Source organism: Brevibacillus sp. NPDC003359, assembly GCF_042878995.1.
Taxonomy (GTDB): domain Bacteria; phylum Bacillota; class Bacilli; order Brevibacillales; family Brevibacillaceae; genus Brevibacillus.
Window position 1 is genome coordinate 22,640 of sequence record NZ_JBIAOR010000020.1, and the last position, 14,029, is coordinate 36,668.

Sequence of the window (14,029 nt, forward strand, 5' to 3'; positions counted from 1 at the left end):
TAGACTTATGCGCCTCCACTTATTTTATTGAATATGTAATTTGTTCATTTTCTCTTAAAATATCTCGGCAGTTATTGTACGTAGAAAAAATGGATACTGTTTTGACGTTTCATCCATATATAGCAGTACTTTTTGATCCCCTTTTTTACCATTTTACGAAAATACCCAGACGATCACCGACCTCGAAAAGTAATCGAAGCCGGTCGTGCCTGGGTACGTGGTGAAGTAACAACCGCTTATTTTTTGACGGATTTCGTTGACAAGGAATCGATGATGTTGCTGATGGTCGCAGCATCAAAGCTCTTCTCTGCCATCTGGTACAACTCGTACGTGAATCCTTCATGCTCCCAAATCACGATTCCGTTGGCGAAATATACCTTTTTCCCGCCAATGGTTTCGATCTTGACACCCTCTGTCGTGCTGATGCCGTTTTCGCCACCGTTTGAAATCAACAAGGAAATAAACTCTTTCTCTTTTTCATACTGAATTTCTACCATACCCTTGCCTTGAACGACCGTGTTTTTATAGGAATAATGCTCTGACAACCATGTCGGTGCGGGAAAGTCCATTTTACTGGCTGCGCGTGCTTCTTCCAATGTCATCTGTGGGGGGGCCTTGCGTTCTATAGGTATCTCGATTTCTTGGGTATTGGACTGTGTAGCAGGCAGCTCTTTATCATATTGGGTAATTTCCATGTTCCCGACTTGAAAGCGTGCCAAGATCGTCTGGAGCATTCCTTGGGCAAACGATGTAGTCGAGAATGCACCTAAAAGGCAAACAACAGCAACAGCACTAACTGTGGCAGCTTTCCATTTATTCGTTTTCATATAGATCCCGTCCTTTTTGCTAGTATTGGGTTGTATGTTTCCTGATTCCAATTTGAATTTCAGCCGATTGTATATGTTGGCTTTTGGAGTGGTGTCATCCAGCTCCAGATCAGTAAGCAAGTCGGTGAGTTCACGAAAATCGTCTAGATCATGCTTACTCTTCATAACGGAAGCCCCCTTTTTGCAATTCCATCTGCAGCTTTTTCAAGCATCTGTAGAGCACAACGCCAATATTTGAACCACTGACACCAAGAAGTTCTGCGATTTCTGCGTTTTTAAGACCAGCCGCATATTTCATGGCGATGATATTGCGCTCCTTGTCACTCAGCTTCGCCAGTGCTTGAAATAAGGCTTGATGATTATCGTCGCGGATCACGATATCCTCCGGGGAGGACTTCGGCAAGACCAAATTCAGAATCGAATCCAATGAAAAGTTGATTCTTTTCTTCTGTGAGCGGAAGTAATCTGTCACTGCATTTCTGGCGATCGCAAACAACCATACTTCAAAGTTTGATTTATCCGATGAGAAGCTGCTGTATTTTGATATCACCATTTCAAACACATGGCTGCATATTTCTTCCGCTGCGTAGTGATTGTTGATCCGATAGCAAATATATTTGTAGACGCGCTTATAATAAGCACCGTAAATTTGAGCAAACGTTTCGGTCGACATGCTTTCTGCGTGCCTATCGTTTTCTTCATTTTGGCAGAGACCTGTGTTCAGTTGTGCAATCTCCAACTACTTCCCCTCCCTTCTAAATGGTATAAACAAATTGCGCAATTTGTCTTGTTTGTGGGCCTCACGATAGTTAATACGGAGAAAGTTAAATTGTATTAACAACATTTTTCAAAGATCGGAGGAAATGACGTGTGGATACCCTATGAAGAAATAAGGAGGCACCCCCCTGTGGATTCTATTCCCCCATATGCGTAAAGAGGTCCACACAAAAAGAACGGAGCTTGGTGTGATCGGATATTTTATGGAAGGTCCAAGAAGGGTAGCGGTAGTCGAAACCATAGAAATAATCGGTCTACATTCGAATCCACACTCGTAAAAAATGCGACTGGTCTTGGAGGGAATCGCATGTCTGAGTTCATGGAAATTGCAAGCGCGCTGTTTTTTTTCATGCTTTGCAGATACTTCTTTTCAAAAGAAAGACTCCCTTGGCGAAACATGATTTTTGAGTATGTATCCATCGTCATTATTGTTTGGCTCATAAAATCGACGGTTCAGTTTTTTGGACGATTCTGAGTCCATTCACTAGCAAAAAAAGCAGGCTGTCAACGAATGACATCCTGCTCTTGCGTCATTTATTTGGCCCAGTGCGGTGGACGCGTAAACGAAGGTGGCAGCTTGGTGCTGGCATCGCCCTTCGCAGCGTTGAGCTGAACTTGGGTAAGAAACAACGTCTCCGTCAAGTTCGCTCCGCTCACATCTGCATCGCGAAAATCTGCACCAATCAGGTCCGCTCCCCGCAAATCTGCGCCTCTCAGATCAGCAGCAATCAAATAAGCTCCGCGCAAATGGGCTCTTCGTAAATCAGCGCCTTTGAGCTTAGCACCGATGAGATCAGCTCCTCGGCCATAGGTTTTTCCTTGCTTACCCCCTTTGTACTTAGCAACCGCGTCCTTACGTACCAGTTCACTTGTCTGCAATAATAGTTCGTTAACTTTTGCTCGATGAAAAGCGATGTCCAACTTCAGGATGTCCTCAGGACTGTGATCAGTCAGGCGCTGTGTTTCTTCCAACGCTTCCTTCAATGCAGGATGGAGGGACTCGGCAGCTTGTTTGGTCAAGGCCTCCGTTATATACCAGAGCAGCTCATGAAGCTGCCACATGATCGGAAATACTTCATACATTTGCTTCGCTGATCCGGGTACTATACGCCAATCTTGGCCACCATAAGTGACTTGAGACACCTTTTGACCAGCTCCAAAACAATCGTAGACAGTACAACCGCGAAAGCCGATCTTCCTCAGCTTTGTGTGAACACCACACCGGAAGTCTGCCTGTAAGTTACTACAGGGCTTGCCTGCGTCTTTATTGATGGCAAAGTCAGAGGAAGCCGCAAAAGGCAATGCCACACAGCACAAGCCAAAGCAGCTTTCACAGTCACCGTGAAGATGACCGCGACTTTTATCGTCAGTAGATTGTATGTGTTCTTGATGTGTAGCCATAAATTAGCCTCCTGGAAAAAAACACGATTCTCTCGCGCGTGGCGAAAAGAATCGTGCTACTTTTAAATAAGCGGTATTGACCGTTTATTTGAATGCGATTTGAGATTCGATCAGATAATTCCCGAAGACTTCGGCAAAGGCTTCTGCTGTATTATAGCCTTCTTCCAAGGTATTGTTCGTACCACCGAATTCCAAAAGCAAGGCTCCCTCGGAAATGGACTGATTATACACGCCGTTCCCTTGACTGGAACCTTTCAGGATAATCCCCCGCGACAAACCGGGATATGAGGCTTCGAGACGGGCATTCAGTTCTTCTGCCAGCTTTTTGTTCGCCAAATGGTTCGGATTCGCCGTTCCGATTACAAATAGCATGCGGGAATATGTTTTGCCATTGATCGTAATGGCTACCTTGCTGCGTGGCTCATCACTGTCCCGATGAATATCGAAAATGTACTGCAAGTGCGGACTGGTTGCTGCCGCTGCCGCTACCGCCTTGTACGACTCGGAATAAGACATCGAGTAGCTTTTATTTTGTTCCCTCAATTTTTGCGCGAAATCGTCCTGACTCGCCATAGCTGAAATGCCTCTTGCTTGCAACAGCTCGCCAAGCCTTTTCCCCACAAGCGTGATGTTGATCTCAGGATCATCTACGGAGCTCCCTTGTTGGTTCCGTGCAACATTTCGCCAAGACTCACGGTTATGGGTGTGATAGATATACACTTTCTCGTTTCCAATCATCCCGCTGTTGTATTCGTACGTTGCTCCTGTCGGTGGCAAAGTACCAGCTGGTTGAATCTTCTCTACGATCCACCCCGCGATATAGGCGGTCGAATTGTCTGCCAGTCTGATGATGTACCAGTCTCCTACTGTTTGCACAACCGGGAAGACTTGTCCGGGCTGAACGGTTCCGATGATTGCATGATCGGTTGAGGGACCGTTGCGGATGTTAGAATCAGGATTTTTCACGCGAACCTGTAGTTCTTGTACAGGGGGAGGCGTTGTTGCTGGCAAAGTCGCTGGTGCCCCCGGTGGTGGACTCGGCGGTGGCTGAACTGCCCCAGTCTGTTCCATTGGTTTGAAGATATAGGCATAGGTCCCGTTAAAGTTAATGGTGTACCAACCATTTGCATATCCGTAATGATTGATTGTCATCCCGCCGTGGATTTGACCAATGGCGGTACCAAGAATATCTGGCTGTGCATAAACTTCATAGCCTTCATTTAATACGATTGTCCCTTGTCCGAATTCACTTCCCGTATTGGATGGGAGTACAGGAGGGGGCGGTGCTGGAATTGTTGTCGGGTCTGGGATTGGTGTTGGCACTGGTACCGGAGTAGGCGCTGGTACCGGGGCTGGTTTTGGTGCTGGTGCTGATGTCTCCGTTAAGTAACTGGATTTCACCCAGCCGTTTTTTTGATCAGACAGCTTAATTTGTGCCCATTCCCCTTGCTTTCTCATTTGCAAAAACACACCGTTTTTGTCGATGATCTGCAAAATTTGTGAAGTGGCATCGGGTTCTGCCCGAACATTCAGCATGTCCACATTGCTTTTGACATATTTGATCTGTGGAACTTCTAACATCTTCACATACTTATTATTGACCCATCCTGTATTGCCGTTCGGCAGCTTTATCTGGGTCCAATCTTTTTGCTGTTTGGTGATGGGCAACCGCGTGGCTTTTTTGAGTGTTGCGACGATCTGGGTAGTTGTACCTGGCTCGCTTCGAATATTTAACTGATCGACCGCCACTTCTACATGGGTGGCCGCTTGCGCAATGGACAGAGGCATCAGCAAAATCAGGAAGAAAACAGCTAGCAAGCTGACATTTACTCGTAAAAGCAAGTTCCTCGTTCCCCTCTGTTTATTTCGTATTTTTGGAAAATCCAACTAATAGAAAGAACTTCTCGATTCGTCCGCATATTCCTTCATGTTTTGACATCTTTTGCTCTCAAAACAACAATAGCTTCACGATCAATCTATCTCCTGAAAATAGTGACGTTTTTAATAGAAAAAAGTTACAGAAAAAAAGGATGAAGCGACAAGCTTCACCCTTTTACTTTCTACTCTATTTCCTTCTTACCATTTTGCTGCCCAAGCTTCTATCTCCACTTTGAGCGAAGGGACTGCCAATGCTGGGACGTAAGACATTGTCATCGCCGGCGGTGTTCCTCCGTGAAACTTCTCCCACACCTGATTAAAATGCTTCCAATCCATTTGCTCCGTTGCCCATATATTGATTTTGATGATATGGTCGGCAGTTACTGACTCACTTTTAAAATTGCGCAGGATGTTCTGTAGCGTGTTTTCTACTTGTTCTTTCATATCTACTGGCAACTCTCCATGAATGTCCATCCCTACTTGTCCAGAAAGTACGAGCAAATCGGCCCCTTTTGGAACGACTGTCAAATGTGTATAGGGTCCCATAGGCGGAGCAACGGTGCTCGGATTTTTACGCTGGACCTTGGGCTTCACCTGGTCGATTTGTTCTTCTTTCACGATCGCCAGTGTTTGATGATCCTCCCACCGACCATTAATTTTCACGTTTTTCTTGGCAATCCCTTCCTTGTGAAAACCAGCTTTCAACAGCACTTTGATCGAGCCTATATTATGCGGCATCACCCCTGCTTCCAAACGGTGAAGACCTAATGTTTCGAATGCATAGGCAACGACGAGCTTTACAGCTTCGGTCATATAACCTTTTCCATTATGCTCTTGATCGAGAAAGTAACCGATCCAGCAACTTTGCAGAATGTCTCTTACGACCTCTGAAAGGATGACTTCCCCAATGATTTCATCCTGTCCTTTTTTCGCAATGACAAAGACGTACCCTCTGTCTTCTTCTTTTAATGCTATCGAGCTTTTGATCCTCTCGATTTGGCCTTCCAGCGTGTAAAACGAATCTTCTCTGGTCCCTGTGAAGCTTTGAAAGAAATATCGGTTTCTCACCTCAAGCTCCAAAAGGCTCTGTGCATCCGATTCCTGTACCAGTCTTACGTAAATGTTCTCTCCGTTTCCTTGCATACCATCCATCTCCCTTTTTCGAAATAAAAAAACACCACAGGAAATCCTGCGGTGCCCTAAAAAGAAAACCACAGGAAGCGACCTGTGGCGTTTTTCCACTGTATCCTGATGAATCCCACTACATCAAAGGATGGTCGCTATATCCGTTTTTGGACATACTTCTCCCGTGATTTAGCCAGATCAAAGAAAACAGCGGTGGAGTATCCAATTCCTTTTGACAAAGACATTAATGATCTTTTTTTCATGTGGATACCCTCCTTTCCGCTGTTTTCTGTGCATACAATTTCGATATAGAGACGGTCGTAGCAGCAACCGTTACATTATTATCCAGCTTCACCAGTATAGCTGCAAAAGACATTTGTGGCAACATTGTCAGCGTCCCTTTTTGCCGTTTCTCCAAAGCATATACACATTGGCGATGGAGGTCACAACGAGTAGACCCAGCAGGATGTTTGTGACGATCAATACATTCGTCAAATGCTGAATAGGTGCATGAATAATAGATAGAACGCTAATCAGCTTGTTCGGAATGTCATTGATCGTGGCGATAAGATTATTGAAATACTGCACATAGTCCCCCAAACCGAAAAACCTCCTCAGGCATACCGCATGCATTCCGTCCATAGCCTTTGATAAAATTCGCAGCCTTAGTCCTCTGCACAAGAATAGATCGATTTTATTGTGGAACAATGAAAAGGAGAGAAGATTGTCATCATTCATAATCCGATTGCAAGAAAGAAGGGAGCTACCTTTATGACGATTCAACGTTTTGTTCGGGAGTCGCGCACGTTCAAAGCAAGCCATGTGCTGCCCCCGGATACGAACAATCACAATACGCTGTTCGGCGGCAGGCTGATGGCGCATATCGACGATGTTGCTGCGATCTCTGCCATGAAACATGCACGGGGACCAGTCGTGACAGCTTCTACTGATTCCGTCGACTTTTTGCAGCCAATCCGAGTGGACAACGAGGTTGCGCTCGAAGCGTTCGTCACATGGACGCACAACACGTCGATGGAGGTTTTTGTCAAAATTGTCGCGGAGGATTTGCTAACGGGCATTCGAACCGTCTGTGCCACTTCCTTTCTCACGTTTGTCGCGATTGGCGAGGATGGGCGGCCTACCCCCGTGCCCAAGGTCGTTCCAGAAACAGAAGAGGAAAAATTCTTGCATGATGGTGCTGAAAAGCGAGCGGAGAAACGGAAAGTTCGTCGCAAGGACAATAAGCATCTCGCGGATATGCTCGGAACGAGACGCCCGTGGGAACCATGATTGGACACCATATAACGCCAAAAAGTCCCCTTACCTTTTACAGGCTGGGGACTTTTTGCTGTTTCTATCTTACTCTTTGGACGCCCACTTGTAATCGACGACACCGATGCTATCAATCACGACATTTTTGAGCTTTTCATTTTGCACCCACTGATCAGCAATATAGTAAATCGGAGCGACAGGCATATCCTCCATGAGGATCGCTTCTGCTTGCGCCAACAGTTGCTTGCGCTTCTCAGGATCTTTTTCGGTCGCGGATTGATTCAAGAGTTCTTGGTACTTCTTGTTTTCCCATCCGGTGTTGTTGGTGAACCCATCCTTGTCCTTAAACAGCTCCAGGAAGCTGACAGGATCATAATTGAAATCACTAATCCAACCCATCCGTCCGATCTGATAGTCTCCGGTGTTCCTTTCTTCCAGGTACACTTTCCACACTCTCTCATTGAGCGTTACGTCTACGCCGAGTGTTTGCTTCCACTGCTTTTGAATGGTTTCCGCTGCCAGACGATGATTCTCAGAAATATTAAAGGAAAGTGTGATGGGCGGGAGCTTCGTAATGCCTAATTCCTTCATGCCTTCAGCAAGCAGCTTTTTCGCCGTTTCCTGATCATTGTCCTTGAAGTAGCCTTCCTTTTTCAGCGTCATCATCGGGGGCAAGGCACCTGTAGCCGGTATTTGTACACCATTCTCCAGCGCATCATCGATTGCCTGACGATTGATCGCGTAAGCAAACGCCTTGCGAATTTTTGCGTTGGTAAACGGGGCCTGCTCGGTGTTGAACCCGTACCAGTAAACACCAGCTATTGGTCTGGTTTGCAATATTTCCTCGTACTCCAATGCTGGCAACGCTTCGATTGGCAAAAAACCAAAAGGAGCGCCTGCCCAGTCAGACTCGTCATGATCGAACATATACAGCTGTGTATTCTCATCTTGAATGACGGTAAATTCCAGCTTGTCCAGCTTCACAGCCGCTTTATCCCAGTACAGGTCGTTTTTGACCACCGTGATTTTCTCTTTATCTGTGGAAACTAATTTGAAAGGTCCGTTCCCGACATGTGTCGCAGCTTCTCTGAACCAACCTGGTTTTTTCTCATCGAGCTTTTTGTTCACCGGATAAAAAATCGGTGCGGCCGTTAGCTCTGTAAAATGTGGTGTAGGCTGCTCCAACTCTACGCGCAATGTCTTGGCATCGATGGCTTTTACTCCTACCTCATCCAGCTTCATCTCGCCTATGTTGGCTTGCGCGGCGTTTTTGATGGAATAGAGCAAATAGGAATACATACTATCTGTTTCCGGGTCTATTGCACGCTTCCAAGCGTATTCGAAATCGTGGGCAGTGACTGGATCACCATTGCTCCACTTCGCCTCGCGCAAATGAAACGTATATGTTTTCAAATCATCAGATACGTCTATTTTCTGGGCGATTGATGGCTGAACTTTTCCATCCGGGCCTAAGCGGACCAACCCATCAAACATCGTGTGCATCACAGAAAACATCGCTTCATCCTCAGCCATCGCGGGGTCCAATTGACCTGGCTGATCAATCAGGTTCAACCGCAAAACCTTATGAGCAGGTGTAGTGCTCACTTCTTGGGCTTTTACTTCGTTCGCCGAAGCATATCCTACGGATGAAGCCAGCATCCCTGTTGCCACTAGCATATTTGCAATCATTTTGCCTTGACGTTTCATCTCGATTCCCCTTTTTCTTTTTTCTAACAAACTTTCCACAAGATACCAAATTATCACTTATTCTACAACGTTCAGACGATAGTGAAGAAAGTCATCCTTTGGTTCCGGCTCCATGTCATAGGGTTCGAATCCATTTTTCAACAACACTTTTTGCGAGGAGATGTTATCCGCTGTTGTTTTGGCACAGACGATTTTGACAGCCAATTGGGGAACGTGCTCCGCTAAAAAGAGAGTGAGTGCTTGTGAAGCCACGCCTTTACCAGCTGTATCCTCCCCGACTCGATAGCCAAGATGTCCGATTCCTTCGTCTTTCTCGATGTCTACCAAATTCATTCTGCCCAAGATGTCACCTTGGCTGTTTTTTATGAGGCCAAAAAACGAGATTCCTTGTGCCTGCTCGTCGAGTAAGGCTTGCAGACCACGTAAAAAATGGTCATATTGGTAGTAAGCGTCTCCCCGGCTGGGAACTGATTTTTCGAAAAAGGCTCGATTGCGCGATTCAAATTGGAACAAACTCTCTGCATCATGTATGCTTAATTTTTCGATACCAATCATCATTCGAAAGCATCCTTTCTTGAATCGAGGTAGATTAATTATGGCTGTCGCTTATTTAGAAGAAGGTACGTTTATCGCCTTCATTGCCTTTACGATATTTTTCCTGGTCGCTTACAAGCTCGATCAGATTTCGTTTGTCTCATTCATTGTCTCCTTGGCGGTCACGGCTTTCGTTCACGCTGCCTTCTATATGTTAATTGTAAAATATTGGCCGTTTTTTTAATAGCACAAAAAAGGCGCAGGATGATCACCCGCGCCTGTACATTTATCTGCTCACAGCTTCGCTTCATAGGCCGCAAGCAATTGAGCCGCTTGCTTGTTGTACTGGTTGACCAAGACTTGAATGGCTTTCTGCCACTCGGCTTGCGGGAGCGGCACTGGCAGTTGATTGGCTGGCTTGCCGTTCACGATCAGTGCTGTTGTGAGCATTTGCTGTTGTGCGTCACTGAGTGTAGCCGTCGTTAACACCTTTGGCTTGAGCACTTTCTTTCCTTTCAGGGAACGCATGAGCTCTGTCATCAGGATGTGCTGATACTCCGCGTACAAATCCATCGTCATGTAGTAGCTCATTCCCTCTCGCACCGGCACAATTCCCCGCTTCTGTGCCCATTCCATTACCTGCGGCGGCGTCATCGCTTGACTTGTTTTGCCTGTCGCCATGAAATAAGCCACTCGGAACATATCTTCGTCGCTCATAACAGTGCGTTTCTCATCGTTCTTGATGATTCCCTTGGACACCAGTTCAGCGAATACCGCTTGCTTGCCTGCATCCTTCGGCATATTCAAATAGAGCGCCAGATTGGCAAAAAGCTTGCCCTCGCTGTCTCCACCTGCTGGCCAGCTATACGGCTTGCCGAAATCGATCAGCTCAAGCGGGCGTTGTCGCATCATATTCGAGTAGGCCGAAAACGATTGGAATGTAATCGGACTATAGGAGACCACTGGTTTTTTCGTCAGGAATCGGGTCGCAAACAGCTCTTGCCCACTTTGACTGAGATAACCGAACTGGTCTTTGGTTGTGAATACATAAGGTATCTGTTCGTCTGCCTTACTCCACCACACTTGTGAAAATACTTTATTTGTTGACAAAATCGCCTCATATTTGGCCGCTGTCAGAACCTTTCCTTCCAGCGACATAAGGCCGTACAATCCTGTCTTCTTATCCTGGTAGGCAATGGCACCCGTCTTGAGAGCCGGTAAGGGCAAATACTTCATGGACTGATAATCGCCCGTGCTTAGGCGGAGCAACTGCGGTGAATAGACATCCCATCCTGTACTTGACTGAATCAATACCCGATCAAAATAAGATTCCGTGTGTAAACCTTTCACGCTAGTGATCTTGTTTGCGAGCTGGTTCCCTTCTTGCGCCCATACATCCAGTGTGCCGTCCAATCGTGCTGTCACCACGATCTTTTGATTTTGTACCACCGTATCGTTTGCATCCCGATACACAAAATCGCTCACGACCTGAAGTTGCCCGCCATCGGCCTTGATCATCGCCATTCCAACATCCCCCGCTCTTACACCCATGGTGTATACGGAGTCAGCAACTTTGATCAAGGTGAGAGGCGGTCCGTCGTTGCCTGACTTCCACACCGCTACTTTGATCTCCGTCGTCAACAGCTTGCCCTCAGGGGTATAAAGATCCGCCCAATCGTGATCCATTGCAACGATGAGATTGGTATCGGATTCCGTGTAGACAGATTGGTAGAGCTTGCTGATTGGTTGGTTCGTCTTGCGGTCCACGATCATAACGCCTTTTCCCGGCTGATACATGGTCGTCAAATCATCGGACAACGGATTTGGATTGACAGCTTCTATTTCTTTCCCTCCGATGCTGTATCGCAGCACCTTTCCATCCGGCTCCGTCACCAGCACCTCACCCGTTACTTCCTCGTGGCGAATGATTCGATTCTCAACAGGAGACAGAACCAGGCCTTCATCTTCAGAATAAAGCCCGATCTTGTTTCCGTCTTTGATGCTAAGCATGCTGTAGCTGCCCAATGTCACAGACGAGTCGAACCAGAAATCAGGCTCCTTGACTTCTTTTCCCCAGCCAGGGAGGATCGCTTTTTTTCCGTCGCTACGGACGAGCAAGCGCGCCGCTGGCGGACCTTCTGCCTTCGGATACGCAAAGGGGATGACCGTCTCTCCCCCGACTTGGAGGACGCCGTACAGATTCGTTTTCGGGTCCTGTCCCAGCACATAGCTACCATGCAAAAACTCGGCACCTTTTTTCAATGGATGTGACGTACCTTTGGACCTGGAATGATACGTGATGACATCTCCAGAAACCGTGTAATACACATCCCGATTGTTATGCTCGAACCCGACTTCTTTGTAAATGGGCTCTGCCAGCATCCGTCCGTCTTTCCACAGCCCTTGTCCTTTTGGCCCAATCACCTGAAAGTATCCATTATTCCAAATGTAAATCGCGTTGTATTTGGGCTCGAGTACGTACTTGCCATTGCGATCAATCAAGCCTTCTTTTCCACCGGATCGTACCTTGAGATACGCAGTGTCAGAACCGCCTTCGTTCGGAATCAATTCTGCTTTTGCCAGCGCGAACAGCTTTTTGCCGGAAGCAGGATCGTACATGATGAGCTCTTTTGGAGTAGTCGCGACGAAATAACGCACTTTTTCTGCCTCTTTATTTTCCGTCTGATCAGGAGCAACTAGTTGCACCATCGACAGCTTGCCCGCAAATGGCGGAATCAGGACCTTTCCATCTGTATGAACCAGCATCGATGATTTTCCCAGCAACATAATCGCCGTCCCTTGCTCTGGGGCCAAATAATACGGATGCGCTCCAGCAAACTTCATGGTCGACAGCTTGTGCGTTTTTAAATCGATATATTGGAACCAGCCGCCTTTTTGAACAATCGCGATATTTTTGGAATCGGGGATGTCAATGTTGTCCCAAATCGCAGGGGTTATTTCTTTCCCAGTTCGTGCGTCGAGAATTCCTTTTTTACCGCCCTTTGTTACGATCATGTCTTTGGAAGATAGCTCAAAATCATCATAAATGGCCTGAGTGACCAGCTTGTTACCGTCCGTAAAACCGATCTTGTAGTCTGTTATATACGGCTGAATCTGGGAAAACGCAGCAGCATGGACAGAAGTAGTCAAAGCACTTGCCCCGAGTATGACAGCGGTAACCAGACTGATGGTTTTCGTTTTTATTTTCATTTGTGATTAGCCTCCCTTGGAAACATTTCCCTTCCTTTGACGCTTCGTAGGGTGAAATAGTTTCGTTACACTTTTTCAAACAACTGGAACCTTTTCTTTCCCTCCACTCGCTTTTAAGCGTGCTATAATTGTTCACACCGACGCAGTATAATCATCGTATACGGATGGGAGTGCTTATAAGAGCACTTGGAAAGGATGTTCCCATGAATTTCTTTGCTGCCGCCTTGCAAAAGCCGGATGTAAGACGATTTGGGATTTTGGCGTTGTTTTGTTTGTTGCTTTACTCCTTGGGAAGTATGCTGAACATGGTTTTGCTAACCTTTTTAGTTACCTATTTAATGAATCGGCTGCATCAATATCTCACACGTCTCACACACAAAGTCGTGCCGATCCATCCCAAGCTGATTCTTATTTTCCTCTATATTTTGCTGACGTTCTTTCTCGTAGTGGGTGGGATGAAAGCCATTCCGGCGCTTATTCATCAAACCGGACAATTGTTCCATGTCATCGAGCAAGTGTACCACCAAAATCAGCACAATGAGTTTGCCCCTTATCTTATGTCTGTTGTTGGGAAACTAGATATGAAGGGCATTGTTCAAGGCAGTCTTGATTTTCTCGCAGTGGTCAGAAACGTTGGGTTCAATGTCTTTCTGGCGATTATTCTGAGTCTGTTTTTCCTGCTAGGCAAAGACAATGTCGTCACGTTTACCGCTCAATTTCGCACGAGCAAATTATCCTGGCTGTACAACGAAATCGCCTACTTCAGCCAAAAATTCATCCTGACCTTTGGTAAAGTAATCGAAACACAGCTGTTGATCGCCTTATTCAATACGACTTTCACCGTCATCGGTCTATGGATCATGGGCTTTCCGAATCTATTGGGACTCGCGATCATGGTCTTCATACTGGGGCTCATTCCGGTTGCAGGTGTCGCCATTTCATTGATTCCACTCAGTGCCATCGCTTTTAGCGTCGGTGGTATCGCAACCGTTGTTTATTTGCTCGTTTTCATCATGTTGATTCATGCGCTTGAGGCATATGTGTTGAATCCTCGCTTAATGGCAACGAAGACTCACTTACCGATTTTCTACACGTTTGTTGTTCTGATCTTTTCCGAGCATTTCTTTGGTGTATGGGGACTGATTGTCGGGATTCCGTCCTTTGTTTTCTTGCTGGACATCCTAGAAGTGAAGAAAATGGAACAACCCCCGTCCAAAAATAAATCCGTTTCAAAAGATGTACGAGATGTACAAGTCAACACGCAACGGATGAACACCATAGAGAAGGAGCCCTCATGA

The 14,029-nt window shown here is 46.3% G+C and carries 12 protein-coding genes; 3 read left to right on the top strand and 9 right to left on the bottom strand.

The window, feature by feature from the left end; genetic code table 11:
• Positions 1-236 precede the first annotated feature (236 nt).
• The 6 genes from ACFYU8_RS28235 to ACFYU8_RS28260 all read right to left on the bottom strand — a co-directional run bounded on the left by ACFYU8_RS28235 (position 237) and on the right by ACFYU8_RS28260 (position 6,608).
• Entirely contained in the window at positions 237-992 is a 756-nt protein-coding gene (locus ACFYU8_RS28235) for a hypothetical protein (RefSeq protein WP_390306093.1), read from the bottom strand.
• Positions 982-1,566 (bottom strand): sigma-70 family RNA polymerase sigma factor, encoded by a 585-nt coding sequence (locus ACFYU8_RS28240; RefSeq protein ID WP_390306091.1) that lies wholly within the window; start codon positions 1,564-1,566, stop codon positions 982-984. Before ACFYU8_RS28240 ends, ACFYU8_RS28235 begins: the two co-directional genes overlap by 11 nt.
• 572 nt (positions 1,567-2,138) lie before the next feature.
• Positions 2,139-3,005, bottom strand: a complete 867-nt coding sequence (locus ACFYU8_RS28245; RefSeq protein WP_390306089.1) for a pentapeptide repeat-containing protein — start codon at positions 3,003-3,005, stop codon at positions 2,139-2,141.
• A gap of 84 nt (positions 3,006-3,089) precedes the next feature.
• Positions 3,090-4,847, bottom strand: coding sequence for a stage II sporulation protein P (gene spoIIP, locus ACFYU8_RS28250; RefSeq protein ID WP_390306087.1), 1,758 nt, complete (start codon positions 4,845-4,847; stop codon positions 3,090-3,092).
• A 234-nt stretch (positions 4,848-5,081) separates the two neighbouring features.
• A complete protein-coding gene (locus tag ACFYU8_RS28255) occupies positions 5,082-6,026 on the bottom strand; it encodes a GNAT family N-acetyltransferase (RefSeq protein ID WP_390306085.1) in 945 nt (314 codons plus the stop codon).
• A 372-nt stretch (positions 6,027-6,398) separates the two neighbouring features.
• Entirely contained in the window at positions 6,399-6,608 is a 210-nt protein-coding gene (locus ACFYU8_RS28260; protein WP_390306083.1) for a hypothetical protein, read from the bottom strand.
• 171 nt (positions 6,609-6,779) lie between these two features.
• Here ACFYU8_RS28260 and ACFYU8_RS28265 point away from each other — a divergent pair, with 171 nt between their 5' ends.
• Positions 6,780-7,298, top strand: a complete 519-nt coding sequence (locus ACFYU8_RS28265) for an acyl-CoA thioesterase (protein ID WP_390306081.1) — start codon at positions 6,780-6,782, stop codon at positions 7,296-7,298.
• 69 nt (positions 7,299-7,367) lie between these two features.
• Here the strand turns inward: ACFYU8_RS28265 and ACFYU8_RS28270 are convergent, their stop codons facing one another.
• Both ACFYU8_RS28270 and ACFYU8_RS28275 read right to left on the bottom strand, forming a co-directional pair.
• Positions 7,368-8,987 carry a peptide ABC transporter substrate-binding protein gene (locus tag ACFYU8_RS28270; protein WP_390306079.1) on the bottom strand — a complete coding sequence of 540 codons (1,620 nt, stop codon included), beginning with the start codon at positions 8,985-8,987 and terminating at the stop codon, positions 7,368-7,370.
• A 57-nt stretch (positions 8,988-9,044) separates the two neighbouring features.
• Positions 9,045-9,545, bottom strand: coding sequence for a GNAT family N-acetyltransferase (locus tag ACFYU8_RS28275; RefSeq protein ID WP_390306077.1), 501 nt, complete (start codon positions 9,543-9,545; stop codon positions 9,045-9,047).
• A 37-nt stretch (positions 9,546-9,582) separates the two neighbouring features.
• Here ACFYU8_RS28275 and ACFYU8_RS28280 point away from each other — a divergent pair, with 37 nt between their 5' ends.
• On the top strand, positions 9,583-9,765 hold the full coding sequence (locus tag ACFYU8_RS28280; protein ID WP_390306075.1) for a hypothetical protein: 183 nt from the start codon (positions 9,583-9,585) through the stop codon (positions 9,763-9,765).
• A gap of 50 nt (positions 9,766-9,815) precedes the next feature.
• On the opposite strand, the gene ACFYU8_RS28285 is transcribed toward ACFYU8_RS28280, so the two are convergent.
• Positions 9,816-12,731, bottom strand: a complete 2,916-nt coding sequence (locus ACFYU8_RS28285; RefSeq protein ID WP_390306073.1) for a WG repeat-containing protein — start codon at positions 12,729-12,731, stop codon at positions 9,816-9,818.
• 203 nt (positions 12,732-12,934) lie between these two features.
• Here ACFYU8_RS28285 and ACFYU8_RS28290 point away from each other — a divergent pair, with 203 nt between their 5' ends.
• Positions 12,935-14,029 carry an AI-2E family transporter gene (locus ACFYU8_RS28290; protein ID WP_390306071.1) on the top strand — a complete coding sequence of 365 codons (1,095 nt, stop codon included), beginning with the start codon at positions 12,935-12,937 and terminating at the stop codon, positions 14,027-14,029.